Genomic DNA, 15,547 nt, shown 5'->3' on the forward strand with positions numbered 1-15,547 from the left:
ATTGGGTTAAAAGTATTTCAAACTGATGTTTGATTTTATCATGAATTGGGTTTCCTAAATCAACTGAATAACATTGGCCATATCCTCTTTGCTTACCATCTCCACCCTCGTATGTATGCAACCTAATCATAATGGTTGTGAAATTAACGTTGAAGGTACCCATTGGAATGTGCAAATGCATTGGTATCTGTACCCGTTTCACTGCGAAATACATGTTCATTGTAATTTAATGTCGATCCACTAAACCACTTCGATCCAAAAAAGCTATTGCTGTTCGCTGGATAAGCGAATACACTGCTAAAACCTAAATGAAATTTTATAGTCAAGTAAGTTGCAACATCCAGCCAAAAATCAGCAATAGTTGAAGTTGACCATGCCCATAGATCATGATAAGACGCGAAGGATAATTGATATCGCTGTTCGATATACTGTTTGAATTTATTGATCTCAGATTGAGATTTTTGTTCTTCTATCGGGCTCCAGAGTAATTTTCCCATAATAGTTGGATATAAAAAACGGTTATACCCAAACTTAGCTAAATTTGCTTTTATATGCAATTTTAATTGCAGCGCATAGCAGAACAAATAGATAATAATAAATATTATATTAAAATATTATTCGGGAATACACGCGATTAATCAAATAAACGAGATAAATACAGCCTATTTTTTAAAGTACCTCAATTTCTGTCCCTTCAACAGTAGGGTGGCCGGTGCATAATAAGATCCGCCCATTTTCCATTTCACGATCGGTTAACACTTCGTTATAATCCATTCGGACTTTCCCCTTGGAACATTGTGAGATACATGTACTGCACATGCCAGATTTGCAAGAATAAGGTAGCTTGATTTTATGCTCCAATCCTACATCCAGAATAGATTTATTATAAGGGATCTCAAGATCATAGCTTTCGCCTTGAAAATGTAATTTGATTCGATAGGATGTGGTATCAATCTCTTTTTCAGATTCATCGTCATCATCCTCTTCATTTTCAGGCAATAAAAATGTTTCTCTTTTAATCTGATTGGCATCGAAGCCCATACCCAAAAGTGTAAAACGACATAAATCCATATAAATCACTGGTCCACACGTATAAAATAGTGCTTCCTCTTTTTCCCCCACAAGATGATCTTTGACAATGGAAAGAATATAATCCCTGTTCAGGCGGGCTTTCATCAGATATTTGCTGTTGGAATAAATCCAGACAATTGTTAAACGATCTGGGAATTGCATGGCCCATTCCTCTAGCTCCTCACGGAATGGCGTTTGATCAGAGGCACTGTTGCTATATACCAATACCACCTTAGACTTATCTTCAACAAGTAGCGCAGTTTTAAGAATGGAATACAAAGGTGTTATACCAATACCTGCTGCAAATAGAAACAAAGTTCTTACTTTATGCGCATCAGGTTCATAAGTAAATAATCCCTGTGGTTCCATGGCCTGAACAATATCCCCTTCGGCAATAGTATGATGAAGCAATCTTGATATCTCTCCATTTTCCACACGTTTTACGGTAATACTTAATGGCTCGTCATAATCCGGCGAACTATTAAAAGAATAGGAACGACGAACCTCCCGATCACCAAACATAAATGAAAGTGTAATAAATTGTCCCGCTTTGTATCTGGGATAGTCGCCCGCAAGAGATTCCAACTGAAAAGTAATATTATTATTGGGTTGGGGAATTATCTTTGCTATTTGTAATGCGTACATAGTTCAAATATACTGTCGAATTTTGGCTTACACAAATGTAAAAACCAGAATAGAAATAGGCTTTTTCAGATACAATTTATAACAATTTTGTTGTATTACAATTGGCAGACAATTCTTGTACAATATTTGTAGAATTTCACGTTATATTTATATCGAAACTTATTATAATAAGATTATATGCAAACACGCAGAAACTTCCTTCAAAATGCAGCAAAAGCCACATTGGGTATTGCTGTATCTGGATCAATATTACAAGATATTGCTTCCGCGAAAGCAACTGAATTAAATGCCGCTACCTTAAAGTTTTCCCAAGTAAAGTTACCTTTCAGTTATGCCGCATTGGAGCCTAATATTGACGCCTTGACGATGGAAATCCATTATACAAAGCATCATATGGCCTATATCAATGCTGTCAACGAAGCTATTGTTGCTGAGGCGATCAAAGAAACTTCAGAGGAACAGCTTTTAGCTAATATATCCAAATATTCCCCGAAAGCCAGAAATAACGCTGGCGGAGCATGGAATCACAATTTCTTTTGGGAAAGCCTGTCCGACAAAGCTAGTCAACCATCAGAAAAATTGCTGACGATGATCAATAAGTCCTTTGGCTCATTAGACAAATTTAAGGAGCAATTCGCTGCCGCAGCGACAAGCCGCTTCGGTTCAGGCTGGGCCTGGTTGATTCTTGACGATTCGGGGAACCTAAAAATAACTTCTACGCCAAATCAGGATAATCCATTAATGGATGTTGCTGAAGTAAAAGGTATCCCAGTTTTGGGACTCGACGTTTGGGAACATGCTTATTACTTACATTATCAAAACAAGAGAGCAGACTATATTAAAAATTGGTGGAATGTCGTCAATTGGAAAAAAGTAAATGAGCGACTCGCATAATAACATAAAAAAAGCTCGATCTAAAGATCGAGCTTTTTTTATGTTATATTCCGCAATAAGACCTACTATCCCAATACAGTTTTAAGTTTGTTTACCTGAAAGTCAATCAGTTTCTGAAGAGGCCCTGATGCGATCATTTTCATCATCATATTCAGATCTGCATCAATTATAAATGTAGCTTTTGTCACAATATCTGATACTGCTTGCAGTTCCCAACGTAAAGTAACCTCAAAAGGAGCTTTTTCAGAAGGAATCAGTTTGATCAATTGATTTTCCACACGCTCATCCACTCTTAACGCTAATTTTGCCATATTTTGAATGGTAAATCGCGCTTCGTCCGATGTTGAAGACCAATTATAGATATTTTCAGGCATTAACTGCTCATGATTATTGAGATCGGTTAAAAAAGCAAATACCTCACCGACATTTCTGTTGATTTCTGTTGTGTTCTGAATAGTAGTCATAACGGTAAATTATTCATCTTTATTGAAAATTTTCACTCCATCCTGCAGGGTTCAATCGCCATTTTTTCAAAATTTCAACATCTTCCTCCAATACGTAACCATTTTCAGCGGCGACTTGAATCAGTGCATCGTAGTTACACAAGCTGAAATAAGGACATTTTGCATCAGCAAAATTATCAGTCGCTTGTTGTAATCCGTACGTAAATATGGAAACCAATCCAACAACATTACAACCCGCTTCACGCAATGCTTTGACCGCGATCAAGCTGCTTTTTCCTGTCGAAATTAGATCTTCAACCACAACTACACGTTGCCCACTAACGACTTCACCTTCAATCATATTTTGACGTCCATGATCTTTAGCTGAGCTTCTAACATAAGAAAATGGTAAGCCCAAATCCTGTGCTACCAACACGCCTTGTGGAATACCTGCCGTAGCAACTCCAGAAATCATATCTACAGATCCAAACTCTTCTTGAATAAGCTTAGAAAGCTTCTGACGAATATACGTGCGTATCGCTGGATGAGATAAAGTGATACGGTTATCACAGTAAATTGGAGACTTCCAACCCGACGCCCAAGTAAAAGGACTTTTAGGTTGCAATTTTATTGCTTTAATTTGCAATAAGGATTCAGCAACTTTTTGTTCAACCTCATTTAAATTATTCATGGCGCAAATTTATAAAATTTATATGAACGAAACCGTGCTAATTTTAGCCGATTTTGTTCCTTCCAAAACCGAAAACACGCAAACAATTAGTATTCAAGACATTGAACTTCAAAAACTTTTCAAACAATCTGAAATTGATAAAGTTCCAAAGACATATCTCTACGTCAATAGGGATTTCGAAACCGTATTTCAAAACCTAAAAAGCAAGTTAAAAATCATTAAAGCTGCTGGTGGACTGGTTAAAAACGGTGATGGTGATTACCTTTTTATCTACCGCTTGGGTAAATGGGACCTCCCGAAGGGCAAAGTTGAAGACAATGAAAAGATGAAAGAAGCCGCTGTACGTGAAGTAGAAGAAGAATGTGGTATTAAAATCAACTATTTAGGTAAAAAGATCATCACATCCTATCATACATACTATCTACGTAATGGAGAATTTGTATTAAAGGCAACCAATTGGTATGAAATGGGCGTTAATAAAGTTCCGAAATTAATACCACAAACAGCTGAAGACATTACAAAGGCAGAATGGCGCCCTGTAGATCAATTTGATGAAGTCCGGGCCAATACCTATCCGATTATAGAAAATATCATTAAAAAAGTGAAATAGGCCGTCTTTTGAGGTTCATTTGACAGTAATCCATGAGATCATTCTTACTTTTATACTATGGAAAATATAACAGGAAAAAGGGCCTTAGTGACAGGTGGAGCAAAAGGGCTTGGGAAAGCCATTGCTGTTGCATTGGCTAAAGAAGGCGTACACGTTGCGATCACAGGAAGAAACCAAACAGCATTGAAGCAGACTGCTGATGAGCTTAAAACGTTAGGCACACAAGTTACCTATGCTGTATTTGATGTGTCAGATAACGTGGCTGTACAGCAGGGAATTAATAATCTCAATGAAACCTTTGGCAACTTTGATATTCTTATCAACAATGCGGGCATATCTTCCTTCTCCTCTGTAATGGATATGGAGGTGCAAGACTGGACTGCGATTATAAATGTTAATCTATTGGGAACCTATTTTGTTACAAAAGCTGTCCTGCCACAACTAATTGAAAAAAATCAGGGTGATATTGTCATGGTCTCTTCTACAGCTGGATTGAATGGGGCAGCTACGACTTCAGCATATAGTGCTTCAAAATTTGGTGTTATTGGATTTGCAGATTCATTGATGCGTGAAGTACGTAAAAATAACATTCGGGTCTGTACCCTAATGCCAAGTACCATTGCATCGGATATGTCCAAAGATCTCGGTCTGACAGACGGTGACCCCGAAAAAGTATTACAACCAGAAGATTTCGCGGAACTAATTATCGCGCATTTAAAATTGCCTAGAAGAGCGATGTTAAAATCAGCCTCTTTATGGTCTACAAATCCATAAAAACCACTATTGCGAGCCTTCGGCGTTGTTAAAGGCTCGCAATAGAATTATTTGTGATCTATCACCACCGTCCTTAGACAGGAGCTCACTACATCCGTCTAATATAAACAAGAAATTATGAGTAAACTATTTTCATCGATAAACATCGGTTCCTTAAACCTGAAAAATCGCTTAGTTGTTTCCCCTATGTGCCAATATTCTGCTGAAGATGGTTTTGCAAACAACTGGCATCTTGTCCACCTTGGTCAATTTGCCATTGGAGGCGCAGCAGCAGTCATACAGGAAGCAACAGCCATCGCACCCGAAGGTAGAATCAGCTATGGAGACCTTGGAATATGGGATGACCAGCATATTGACAAACTAAAAGAGATAACAGCTTTTATCAAAGCAAATGATGCCGTCCCCGGTATTCAGCTCGCGCATGCCGGCCGCAAAGCCAGTAGCAACAAGCCCTGGCTTGGTCGTGGTCAATTTGCACCTTCAGAAGCCCTAGGATGGCAGACTGTCGCGCCATCTGCACTGGCTTTCCATTCTGGAGATTACGTCCCCAAAGAGCTTAAAATAAATGAGATTGAAGAAATCATCGAAAAGTTTGGACAAGCTGCCAAAAGAGCCATCCAAGCTGGTTACGAAATCATCGAACTCCACGCAGCACATGGTTACCTCATCCACCAGTTTCTCTCCCCTTTGTGCAACCTACGAACAGACCGGTTTGGTGGTACATTTGAAAATAGAATACGCTTCCTGCTGGAGATCATCAAACGGGTAAAACAGGAAATATCGACGCAAAGTTTATGGGTACGTATTTCTGCGACAGATTGGGCCCCAGATGGCTGGGATCTGGATCAATCCATAGCCTTATCACAGCTCTTGACCGAGCAGGGAATTGATATCATTGATGTATCGAGCGGTGGAGCAGTTTCCCATCAAAAAATTGATGTTGGCCCTGCCTATCAACTTCCATTCGCCCTCGCGATCAAAGAAAAAACTGGAAGTAAAACGGCTACTGTCGGAATTATTAAAACAGCAACTCAGGCCGCCGATATTATTGAGAAAGATCAGGCGGATTTAATTATGATCGCTCGGAGTTTTTTAAATGATCCACATCTCCCATTACACTTTGCAAAAGAATTATCCGTAGACATCCCCTGGCCAAAACAATACGAAAGAGCAAAATGAAATTAAGCTTAAACAAAATACATCATATTGCGATCATATGTAGCAATTATCAGCAGTCGAAAAAATTCTATACCGAAATCCTCGGCCTTGAAATCTGGCAGGAACATTATCGGCAAGAGCGGGATTCATACAAATTGGATTTAAAACTCAACGAAACCTACATCATTGAACTATTTTCCTTTCCCTCCCCCCCTAATAGACCTAGTTTTCCTGAAGCTGCTGGTTTAAGACATTTAGCTTTTGAAGTCGATAATCTGGATACGGAAATACATAAATTAGAACAGGCAGGTATCGCACATGAAGGGATAAGGATCGACGAACTAACACAAAAAAGATTCACTTTCTTTGCCGACCCCGATCAGCTTCCGATAGAACTTTACGAACGTTAAAACAAAAAAAGCGTTGATTTTCATCAACGCTTTTTTATTATGTCGTAAATCGGAATATTACAGTTTACGTTTTACTTCTACTTGTTCGTAAGCCTCTACGATATCACCTACCTGGATGTCGTTGAAACGGTCAATGTTCAAACCACACTCGTAACCTTGTGCAACCTCTTTGACGTCGTCTTTAAAACGTTTCAGGGAAGCCAATCTACCGGTATGGATAACCACACCTTCTCTGATTATGCGGATATCATTATTTCTATTGATTTTACCTTCTCTAACCATACATCCCGCAATGGTACCCACTTTAGAGATTTTAAATGTTTCTCTGATTTCAACCTCAGCAACAATTTTCTCTTCAAATTTCGGAGCCAACATACCTTCCATCGCAGATTTAATCTCTTCGATAGCATCATAGATGATAGAGTATAGACGAACGTCGATTTGCTCATTCTCAGCCAATTTACGTGCATTTTGTGTTGGACGTACTTGGAAACCAATGATGATCGCGTCAGAAGCAGATGCCAATAATACATCTGATTCAGAGATCGCACCTACTGATTTATGGATAATATTTACTTGGATCTCATCTGTTGACAATTTCAACAATGAATCTGATAATGCTTCAATAGAACCATCCACATCACCTTTTACGATAATATTAAGTTCCTTAAAGTTACCGATAGCCAAACGACGACCGATCTCATCCAAGGTAATATGTTTCGTTGCACGCATGCCTTGTTCACGTTGTAACTGAAGGCGTTTGTTTGCTACAGTTCTAGCCTCAGATTCGCTTTCAAGAACATAAAGCTTATCCCCAGCTGTAGGTGCTCCAGCCATACCTAAAATCTGTACAGGTACAGAAGGTCCCGCTTCTTTAACACGTTCACCTCTTTCATTGGTTAGTGCTTTCACCTTACCAGAATGCGAACCTGCCAAAATTGGATCTCCGACACGAAGCGTACCTCCTTGAATCAATACTGTAGTTACAATACCACGGCCTTTGTCCAACGCTGCCTCGATCACCGAACCAACAGCACGTTTTTTCGGATCAGCTTTCAAATCCAACATTTCAGCTTCCAAAAGAACTTTTTCTAAAAGAAGATCAACATTTTCCCCAGTTTTCGCAGAAATCTCTTGCGCTTGGAACTTACCGCCCCAATCCTCAACTAAGATATTCATCGCAGAAAGCTGCTCACGGATACGATCAGGATTTGCACCAGGTTTATCCACCTTCGTAAATGCAAATACGATTGGTACACCTGCTGCTTGTGCGTGATTGATGGCCTCTTTCGTTTGTGGCATGACTGCGTCATCCGCCGCAACAACGATAATAACGATATCTGTTACTTTGGCACCACGTGCACGCATCGCCGTAAAGGCTTCGTGACCCGGTGTATCCAAAAATGTAATTTTACGATCATCATCCAATTTCACCGCGTATGCACCAATATGCTGTGTGATACCACCCGCCTCACCAGAAGTAACGTTTGCTTTACGGATATAATCTAACAAAGATGTTTTACCGTGGTCAACGTGTCCCATTACTGTTACGATTGGAGCTCTAGGCACCAAATTCGCTTCAGTATCTGCTTCCTCTAGTTCCGCAGTTTCCTCATCTTCAGGTTTAATAAATTCAACTTGATAGCCAAACTCATCTGCTACGATAGTCAAAGTTTCCGCATCTAGACGTTGGTTGATAGACACAAACATACCTAAACTCATACAAGTCGCGATAATCTGTGTTACTTGAACGTCCATCAAATTTGCAAGCTCATTTGCTGTAACAAATTCTGTGACACGCAATACCTTCGCCATCAATTCTTGCTCCATTGCAGCTTCTTCCGCATGTTGAGCGACATCATCACGTTTCTGACGTCTCAACTTCGCACGTTGTGCAAACTTACCGGATTTACCCGCTCCACTTAAACGAGCAAGTGTTGCTTTGATTTGATCTTGGATTTCCTTTTCAGAAGGTTCCTCTTTATTCTCAACAGGTCTTCCTTTTCCTCTATTGTCAAAACGACCATGTTGCGGTCTTGCTCCACCTTGTCCTGGTCTACCTTGGTGCTGGTTGTTTCCACCTTGCCCTGGTCTGCCTGGATGCTGGTTGTTTTGTCCCGGACGATTGTTCGGAGTGTTGTTGTTTCCTTGATTGCCACCTCTGTTCCCTTGTTGGTCACGGTTGTGGTTATTATTTCCATCGCGAGGACCACGGTTCTGGTTGTTATGACCCTGACCTTGTCCCACATTCGGATTTACTGGACCATTTGGATTCGTGCGCTTACGCTTACGTTTCTCATTATTATTTCCAGCATTTGAAGATGATGCCACAGGTTTGTGCGAAGGTCTAGCAGAAGGCAATTCAATCTTACCAATTACTTTAGGACCAGTCAATCTTTCTGCACGAGCAGAAATAATATCATCTCCTTCTTTTTTCACAGGCTCCACTTTTGGAGTTACTGGTACAGCAGCTTTAGGTGCTGTTTCGTCTTTTTTCTTTTCTTCTACCTTCACAGGTTCGGTTTTTGTCTCTACAACCGGAGTTGCTTTTACTTCAGTTTTATCTACTTCAGGTTTGGGAGCTTCTACCCGAGGTGCCACGACTTCGGTTTTTTGCGTTATAACCTTTGGTTCTTCTTTTTTCGCCTCGATGACCGGAGCTTTAACTTCGGCTTCTTTCTGCTCTACTACTTTCTCTACGACCTTAGTCTCTACAGGTGTGTCATGCGTAATTTTAGGTTCCTCCTTGGAAGGCTCCTCTTTTTTAGGCTTGTTACCACCTCTATTCAGGGCATCAAGATCAATTTTGCCAACCACTTTCATACCACCTTGATGAACAGGTTCCTCAGGCTTGGCAGGAGTGACTTCTTTGACAGATGGGATTTCTACAGTATTCTTAACCAAGATTTCTTTTGGTTCCTCATGTTCTTCAAAATCCTCATTTCTAGACGATTCTTTAGGAGAAGTGGACGGCGACTCCTCACGACGAATTTTGCCAATAACAATTTGTTTAGCTTCATCTTTCAGTGATTTGTCTCCCTGAAACTCTTTTAACAGCACACCATACATCTCTCCGCTCAATTTAGTGTTAGGCTTTGCTTCTACATCATATCCTTTTTTCACTAAACATTCCACGGCAGTATGTATCCCGATGTTGAGTTCCTTTGCTGCTTTAAGCAAGTTTGTTCCTTTTCCTTCAGTCATCTATAATATAAACTATTTTAATATAATTACAAAAATATGTTTTTTTCCATCCATAAACAATTTATTCCGAATGTTAGATAGAAAAAAATTAACAAGCTGAATTTTATTCAAATTCAGCCTGCAATATACGTAGGATATCACGAATGGTATCTTCTTCCAAATCGGTACGTCTAACGAGCTCTTCCTCACTGAGTGATAAAACAGATTTTGCAGAATCCAAACCTACACGCTTCAATTCATCAATAACCCAGCTTTCAATTTCATCGCTGAATTCTTCGATATCCACATCCTCATCAAATTCATCATTCTCACGATAAACATCAATCTCATAACCAGTCAATTTACCAGCCAATTTAATATTATGTCCACCACGACCAATTGCTAACGAAACCTGATCCGATTTTAAGTATACAGCAGCGGTTTTATTTTCCTCATCAATCTTAATTGAACTGATTCGAGCAGGGCTCAAAGCACGGGCAATATATAAGGAATGGTTTGTAGTGAAATTGATAACATCAATATTCTCATTACGCAATTCACGAACGATACCGTGGATACGTGATCCTTTCATACCCACACACGCTCCAACTGGATCGATACGGTCATCATAAGACTCCACTGCCACTTTAGCACGCTCTCCTGGTTCACGGACAATTTTCTTGATCGTAATCAAACCATCAAAGATCTCAGGAACCTCAAGTTCAAACAAACGTTGTAAAAACGCCGGTGCAGTACGTGAGATAATGATTTTCGGATTGTTGTTCATCATATCTACTTTATGAACCACTGCGCGAATACCATCGCCTTTTTTGAAATAATCAGCAGGGATTTGTTCCGATTTAGGCAAAATCAATTCATTACCATCTTCATCCAATACCAAGATCTCTTTCTTCCAGATCTGATAAACCTCACCAATAACCAGCTCTCCTTCTCTATCTTTATATTTCTTAAAGACTTCGTCTTTCTCAAGTTCTAATACCTTAGAAACAAGCGTTTGACGAGCAGCTAAAATAGCACGACGTCCAAAGCTTTCCAAAGTGATCTGTTCGATAAAATCATCACCTACTTCAAGGTCCTCATCATGTTTTCGTGCTTCCGCCAACTCGATTTCAAGATCATCATCCTCAGAAAATTCATCTTCAACAACGACTCGCGTTCTCCAAATCTCCAAATCCCCGTTATCTGGATTCACGATAACATCCACATTTTCATCCGTACCGAAACGACGACGGATCATACTACGAAAAACCTCTTCCAATACTGTAATGACCGTAGGTCTATCGATATTCTTAAACTCCTTAAACTCCTGAAAAGAGTCTATCAGATTGATGTTGCTGTTACTCATTATTTTTAAAATGAAATTACCACTTTTGTTGCTTTTATTTGATCAAAAGGAAGTTCTTTTTCCACCTCTTGCGCTTTTTTACTTTTTTCTTTTACTTTTTGAAGAATGCTAATCTTTGTCTCATCCACCGTCAATAAGGTCCCTTCGATTTTTGTATTATCATCCAACTTGACCTGTACAGTACGGCCTATATTTTTTTGATATTGCCGATTATTAACAAAATTTGAATCGATACCTGGAGACGAAACCTCCAAACGATAAGCATTATCAACGACATTTTCCTCCTCCAAATGAAAACCGACATGGCGGCTCACTTGCGCACAATCATCAATATTAACACCGTTATCCCCGTCTAAGAGGATCTCCAAAATCTTATTTGGACGCATCTTTACACTAACAATAAACAAATCCTCGCGATCTGCTATTTTTTCCTCTATGAGTTCAATGACTCTTTTTTCTACATCTTGCATTGTTCTACTGCCTAGAATGCTAAATTAATTGTATTAAAAAAAGGGGGCAATACGAGCCCCCTTCCTTTCAGATATGCAAATATAGTATTTTATAAAATAAAAAACAAATACCCAAACAGCAACGGGAGTATTTTTTCTGTTATTTTGAATTATCAACAACTGCATTAATTGTTTTTTGCATCTGTGCCATCATACTGGTTAATGTTTCCATTGTTGGCTCAGGAGTCGGCTCTGGCAGTTGAGTACTAATAAAAGCTTTTGCCCGCCAAACCTCTAAAATATCGGGGGTCTCAACCCAGTATGGTTCGTAGGTTTTATTATCAGAAACAAGCTTTAAACCTTTATCCTCTTTAAATTTAAATGCAATACGCTTATAGACAACTCCCTCCTCCCGGGATACAACAACATAGGTATGTCCCGGCTTTATATCGTGCCAATTTTCGACATACTCCGCCACAATAATGGACCCTGAGGGTAAAGGTAACATCGAATCGCCCTTAATCTCAAAAGCTCGAAAAGTCCCCTGTCCAAACATGGGTAGTGAAAACTTAGGAAGCTCAGCCACATACTCCGGATCACCATAACCATTTAAGTAACCCGCACTTGCTTTAACCGGCACTAACTCGATGTTTTCACGATCATTGCCATCAACAGTCACACTTAATACTCTGAGATTTGACGCATTGCTTTTAGGTACAGGCTTCCACTTTTCATCAATCACATCATTCGCCAATTCATCCATGGTTAACCCATAAAACTCGGCAATTTTTTTTAGTAATTCATATTTAGGCTCCGCTCTATCTTCCTCATAAGCACCTACAGAAGCGCGTTTAATCTCCATGATATCAGCAAATTGCTGCTGCGTAATTTTCTTTCCTTTTCGAAGGAATTTCAAGTTGGACGAAATATTTGACATATTATTTTTTCAAAAAAATATTTTGCAAAAACTAAATTTATTAGTAATATTGTGCCAATAAAATTAGTAAATAAAATTTAAACATCCAAATAATTTAGCATTATGAGCAATTTTATTGTATATATATTAACAGACAACAACAGAAGATACTTTGAAATCGACTTCACATCCAATATGTTTAGCACAGTAATGGAGCTTCAACAAACCAATAGCTTTATTCTTCAACAGGGTCCCCATTTAAATAGAATCATCTATTCTGAAGCTTTTTCAAAATTAGCATGCGCAAAAAGAAGAATGAACGAATTGCAAAATTTCACACGCATGCAGATAGAACGAGTTATTCGCAAGAATAATCCTAATTGGAATAACCTCTACCCGCAACAGCACCAAGCCTACCCAAAGAGAAACACCAATTACGCGGCCTAGCTATAAATAATAGGACAAAAAAAGCCACCCAATTCTCATTAGACAGCTTGCTATTTATTATTTTGTTATAGATCCAAAAGAGGATAAACGCTTTATTAATTTAGGTTGATGAGGTATTCTCTAACGCTCCTGTGTTTTCACCGGCACCACCTTCATTATTATTGCGTTCAGAAGTTCCACCCTCTGTAGACTCTTCTTCAGGCCCAATAAACCCCTCGTCCGTCTGCTCTTCAACATTTGTTGAATCACTTTGTTCTGGCTCCGGATCGCTATAACGCGGTGTCTCACATTTATAGGATTTCGTGATTTCGACCGTAGATTCAGGGAATTTACCCTGTGTATAGCCCAGTTGCTTGTCCTTATAAACAGATTCTAAAAATACACCAAATATAGGCAAGGCTGTACGTGAACCTTCGCCAGTATGCGAATTCTTAAAGTGTATACTTCTTTCATCACACCCAACCCAGATTCCAGTGACTAAATCCTTAGTCACCCCCATATACCAACCATCAACATATTCTGAGGAAGTTCCAGTTTTCCCACCAATTTCATTTTCTTTATCAAAAAGATCCCATTCCCACAAGCCCTGCGATGTACCTCTTGGCTCTTCCATCCCACCTCTCAACATATAGGTCATCAACCAAGCATCCTGCTTATCGACCACCTGTTTGCGTTCCGCCTGAAAAGTGGCAATCACATTTCCATCATGGTCTTCAATTTTAGAAACCAGTATCGGTGTTACCCGCTCACCATGGTTCATCATCGTAGAATAACCGTTAACCATCTCAAATACCGACACATCATTAGGTCCCAATCCAACAGACGCTACTGGATTTAGCTTACTTGTAATACCACAGCGCTGAGCAGCATCCACTACCTTTGCAGGTGTCACCATGTCCGTCAACTGAACAGTAACCGAATTGATGGATCTAGCCATAGCATGGCGCAAAGACATCTCCCGATAGGAAAAATTCCAATCTGCATTTTTAGGTTCCCATACTTCAACAGAATCCCCCTTATCAATCTTTATTGTAACAGGTTTATCCGTAATCTTATCGCAAGGTGACATTCCAGACTCTAAAGCTGCCAAATAAACGAAAGGTTTAAATGTCGAACCCGCTTGTCGTTTCGCCTGCATCACGTGATCATATTTAAAATATTGATGATCTACCCCCCCTACCCAAGCTTTAATCTCGCCCGAATAAGGATCCATCGACATCATTCCCGCATTCAACATCATCGCATAATATTTCAGGGAGTCCATCGTAGACATTTCCTTTTCAATCTTACCATTATCCTTCCAATTGTATACTTCCATTTTTTTCTTCTTATTCAAGAAGAAATTGATACTATCTGGAGTATTGGCATATTTTTTACTCAGAAACTCATAGTAAGGTGTTTTCTTAGCTAGGTTCTCCAAAAAGTTTGGGATCACTTTTCCGGAAAGATCCCGCCATGGTTCCTGGCCATCCCAAGTATTGTTTAAACGTTGCTGTAATTCCGTCATCTGTTTTGCTACAGCCTCTTCAGCGTGCTTCTGAAGCTTAGAGTTGATGGTTGTATAAATCTTCAACCCATCGGTATAGATATCGTAATTATTCTCTTCAGCCCATTTTTCCAACCATTTAGCTACAGCCGTACGTAGGTATGAATCCCCTCCGGCATTCACATCTTGATTATTGGTATTCAAAATTATCTTTTCTTTAACCAGCGCATCATACTCTTCTTTTTTCAGAAAGCCACCCTTATGCATTTGGCTCAATACCGTATTTTTGCGGTCAAATGCCTTTTCCGGATTTCTGATCGGGTTATATAAGGTCGTTCCCTTTAACATACCAATCAATACAGCCGCTTCATTTTGATTCAATTGATTTGCTCCTTTTGAAAAATAACGTTTTGCAGCGGTTTCTATACCATATGCATTATTGCTAAAAGAAACTGTATTAAGGTACATTTCTAAAATTTGGTTCTTCGTATACCGTTGCTCAAGCTTATAAGCGGTCATCCACTCTTTAAATTTGGTAATGACCAAGCCTGCAACAGGCAAACGTGTCAATAGTCCCCCCGCCTTATTATAACGGGTGCGGTAAAGATTCTTAGCAAGCTGTTGCGTTATCGTACTCGCTCCACGTTTATCTCCCTTTAATGTTGAAACAATGCCTGAACCAAGCCCCAAAAAGTCAACACCATTGTGCTGATAGAAACGCACATCCTCGGTTGCTATCAATGCATTGATAACAGTTTTAGGAATACTGTCAAAAGGGATTGGATTTCTATCCTCGTCAAAATATCGTCCTATCAATACACTATCAGCAGTATACAGTTCTGTCGAAATATTGACACTTGGCATAATGATATCTTTTTTTGTAGGCGAGTAGCCAAAAAGCCACAAAAAATTAAGTTGTATAGCACAAACCAAAACTATAACGAAATATATTGCAATAACGAGATAACGAAGAATCCGATTCTTAATACGTCTAAACATAAATG

The 15,547-nt window shown here is 39.3% G+C and carries 15 protein-coding genes; 6 read left to right on the forward strand and 9 right to left on the reverse strand.

From position 1 onward, the window contains the following. Positions 1 to 143: 143 nt before the first annotated feature. Both OGI71_RS10925 and OGI71_RS10930 read right to left on the reverse strand, forming a co-directional pair. On the reverse strand, positions 144 to 497 hold the full coding sequence (locus OGI71_RS10925; protein ID WP_282255475.1) for an acetyl-coenzyme A synthetase N-terminal domain-containing protein: 354 nt from the start codon (positions 495 to 497) through the stop codon (positions 144 to 146). A 172-nt stretch (positions 498 to 669) separates the two neighbouring features. After that, complete coding sequence (locus OGI71_RS10930; protein ID WP_282255476.1) at positions 670 to 1,716, reverse strand: ferredoxin--NADP reductase; 1,047 nt, start codon at positions 1,714 to 1,716, stop codon at positions 670 to 672. Positions 1,717 to 1,893: 177 nt separating this feature from the next. Here OGI71_RS10930 and OGI71_RS10935 point away from each other — a divergent pair, with 177 nt between their 5' ends. Beyond that, a complete protein-coding gene (locus OGI71_RS10935) occupies positions 1,894 to 2,610 on the forward strand; it encodes a superoxide dismutase (protein ID WP_120258413.1) in 717 nt (238 codons plus the stop codon). A gap of 65 nt (positions 2,611 to 2,675) precedes the next feature. Here OGI71_RS10935 and OGI71_RS10940 read toward each other — a convergent pair whose 3' ends face one another. After that, positions 2,676 to 3,074: an SRPBCC family protein gene (locus OGI71_RS10940; RefSeq protein WP_282255478.1), complete on the reverse strand. Its 399-nt coding sequence runs from the start codon at positions 3,072 to 3,074 to the stop codon at positions 2,676 to 2,678. A 19-nt stretch (positions 3,075 to 3,093) separates the two neighbouring features. Continuing rightward, positions 3,094 to 3,744: an orotate phosphoribosyltransferase gene (gene pyrE, locus OGI71_RS10945; RefSeq protein WP_282255479.1), complete on the reverse strand. Its 651-nt coding sequence runs from the start codon at positions 3,742 to 3,744 to the stop codon at positions 3,094 to 3,096. A gap of 22 nt (positions 3,745 to 3,766) precedes the next feature. Here pyrE and OGI71_RS10950 point away from each other — a divergent pair, with 22 nt between their 5' ends. The 4 genes from OGI71_RS10950 (at position 3,767) to OGI71_RS10965 (ending at position 6,696) form a co-directional block, all read left to right on the forward strand. Further along, complete coding sequence (locus OGI71_RS10950; protein ID WP_282255481.1) at positions 3,767 to 4,354, forward strand: NUDIX domain-containing protein; 588 nt, start codon at positions 3,767 to 3,769, stop codon at positions 4,352 to 4,354. A gap of 57 nt (positions 4,355 to 4,411) precedes the next feature. After that, the gene (locus tag OGI71_RS10955) at positions 4,412 to 5,128 is read left to right on the forward strand and encodes a 3-ketoacyl-ACP reductase (protein ID WP_282255482.1); all 717 of its coding nucleotides are present in this window, start codon (positions 4,412 to 4,414) and stop codon (positions 5,126 to 5,128) included. Between the two features lie 117 nt (positions 5,129 to 5,245). Further along, positions 5,246 to 6,307 carry an NADH:flavin oxidoreductase/NADH oxidase gene (locus OGI71_RS10960; RefSeq protein ID WP_282255483.1) on the forward strand — a complete coding sequence of 354 codons (1,062 nt, stop codon included), beginning with the start codon at positions 5,246 to 5,248 and terminating at the stop codon, positions 6,305 to 6,307. Then, positions 6,304 to 6,696, forward strand: a complete 393-nt coding sequence (locus OGI71_RS10965) for a VOC family protein (protein ID WP_282255484.1) — start codon at positions 6,304 to 6,306, stop codon at positions 6,694 to 6,696. The genes OGI71_RS10960 and OGI71_RS10965 overlap by 4 nt, the downstream gene beginning before the upstream one ends. Before the next feature lie 57 nt (positions 6,697 to 6,753). Here the strand turns inward: OGI71_RS10965 and infB are convergent, their stop codons facing one another. The 4 genes from infB to OGI71_RS10985 form a co-directional block, all read right to left on the reverse strand. Continuing rightward, complete coding sequence (infB, locus tag OGI71_RS10970) at positions 6,754 to 9,900, reverse strand: translation initiation factor IF-2 (RefSeq protein WP_282255487.1); 3,147 nt, start codon at positions 9,898 to 9,900, stop codon at positions 6,754 to 6,756. A 103-nt stretch (positions 9,901 to 10,003) separates the two neighbouring features. Next, positions 10,004 to 11,245: a transcription termination factor NusA gene (nusA, locus tag OGI71_RS10975; protein ID WP_120258421.1), complete on the reverse strand. Its 1,242-nt coding sequence runs from the start codon at positions 11,243 to 11,245 to the stop codon at positions 10,004 to 10,006. Positions 11,246 to 11,250: 5 nt separating this feature from the next. Next, the gene (gene rimP, locus OGI71_RS10980) at positions 11,251 to 11,715 is read right to left on the reverse strand and encodes a ribosome assembly cofactor RimP (RefSeq protein ID WP_282255488.1); all 465 of its coding nucleotides are present in this window, start codon (positions 11,713 to 11,715) and stop codon (positions 11,251 to 11,253) included. A 139-nt stretch (positions 11,716 to 11,854) separates the two neighbouring features. After that, positions 11,855 to 12,631 (reverse strand): LexA family transcriptional regulator, encoded by a 777-nt coding sequence (locus OGI71_RS10985; RefSeq protein WP_120258423.1) that lies wholly within the window; start codon positions 12,629 to 12,631, stop codon positions 11,855 to 11,857. Between the two features lie 102 nt (positions 12,632 to 12,733). On the opposite strand from OGI71_RS10985, the gene OGI71_RS10990 reads away from it, so the two are divergent. Next, the gene (locus OGI71_RS10990; protein ID WP_282255490.1) at positions 12,734 to 13,057 is read left to right on the forward strand and encodes a hypothetical protein; all 324 of its coding nucleotides are present in this window, start codon (positions 12,734 to 12,736) and stop codon (positions 13,055 to 13,057) included. 100 nt (positions 13,058 to 13,157) lie between these two features. Here OGI71_RS10990 and OGI71_RS10995 read toward each other — a convergent pair whose 3' ends face one another. Continuing rightward, a complete protein-coding gene (locus OGI71_RS10995; RefSeq protein WP_282255491.1) occupies positions 13,158 to 15,407 on the reverse strand; it encodes a transglycosylase domain-containing protein in 2,250 nt (749 codons plus the stop codon). Positions 15,408 to 15,547: the final 140 nt, after the last annotated feature.

It is taken from the genome of Sphingobacterium sp. ML3W, assembly GCF_029542085.1.
Lineage (GTDB): Bacteria > Bacteroidota > Bacteroidia > Sphingobacteriales > Sphingobacteriaceae > Sphingobacterium.

Bases quoted from the DNA above. Each gene is read 5' to 3' on its own strand.
- OGI71_RS10925 (WP_282255475.1), bottom strand. From the start codon at position 497: ATGGGAAAATTACTCTGGAGCCCGATAGAAGAACAAAAATCTCAATCT.
- OGI71_RS10930 (WP_282255476.1), bottom strand. From the start codon at position 1,716: ATGTACGCATTACAAATAGCAAAGATAATTCCCCAACCCAATAATAAT.
- OGI71_RS10935 (WP_120258413.1), top strand. From the start codon at position 1,894: ATGCAAACACGCAGAAACTTCCTTCAAAATGCAGCAAAAGCCACATTG.
- OGI71_RS10940 (WP_282255478.1), bottom strand. From the start codon at position 3,074: ATGACTACTATTCAGAACACAACAGAAATCAACAGAAATGTCGGTGAG.
- pyrE (WP_282255479.1), bottom strand. From the start codon at position 3,744: ATGAATAATTTAAATGAGGTTGAACAAAAAGTTGCTGAATCCTTATTG.
- OGI71_RS10950 (WP_282255481.1), top strand. From the start codon at position 3,767: ATGAACGAAACCGTGCTAATTTTAGCCGATTTTGTTCCTTCCAAAACC.
- OGI71_RS10955 (WP_282255482.1), top strand. From the start codon at position 4,412: ATGGAAAATATAACAGGAAAAAGGGCCTTAGTGACAGGTGGAGCAAAA.
- OGI71_RS10960 (WP_282255483.1), top strand. From the start codon at position 5,246: ATGAGTAAACTATTTTCATCGATAAACATCGGTTCCTTAAACCTGAAA.
- OGI71_RS10965 (WP_282255484.1), top strand. From the start codon at position 6,304: ATGAAATTAAGCTTAAACAAAATACATCATATTGCGATCATATGTAGC.
- infB (WP_282255487.1), bottom strand. From the start codon at position 9,900: ATGACTGAAGGAAAAGGAACAAACTTGCTTAAAGCAGCAAAGGAACTC.
- nusA (WP_120258421.1), bottom strand. From the start codon at position 11,245: ATGAGTAACAGCAACATCAATCTGATAGACTCTTTTCAGGAGTTTAAG.
- rimP (WP_282255488.1), bottom strand. From the start codon at position 11,715: ATGCAAGATGTAGAAAAAAGAGTCATTGAACTCATAGAGGAAAAAATA.
- OGI71_RS10985 (WP_120258423.1), bottom strand. From the start codon at position 12,631: ATGTCAAATATTTCGTCCAACTTGAAATTCCTTCGAAAAGGAAAGAAA.
- OGI71_RS10990 (WP_282255490.1), top strand. From the start codon at position 12,734: ATGAGCAATTTTATTGTATATATATTAACAGACAACAACAGAAGATAC.
- OGI71_RS10995 (WP_282255491.1), bottom strand. From the start codon at position 15,407: ATGCCAAGTGTCAATATTTCGACAGAACTGTATACTGCTGATAGTGTA.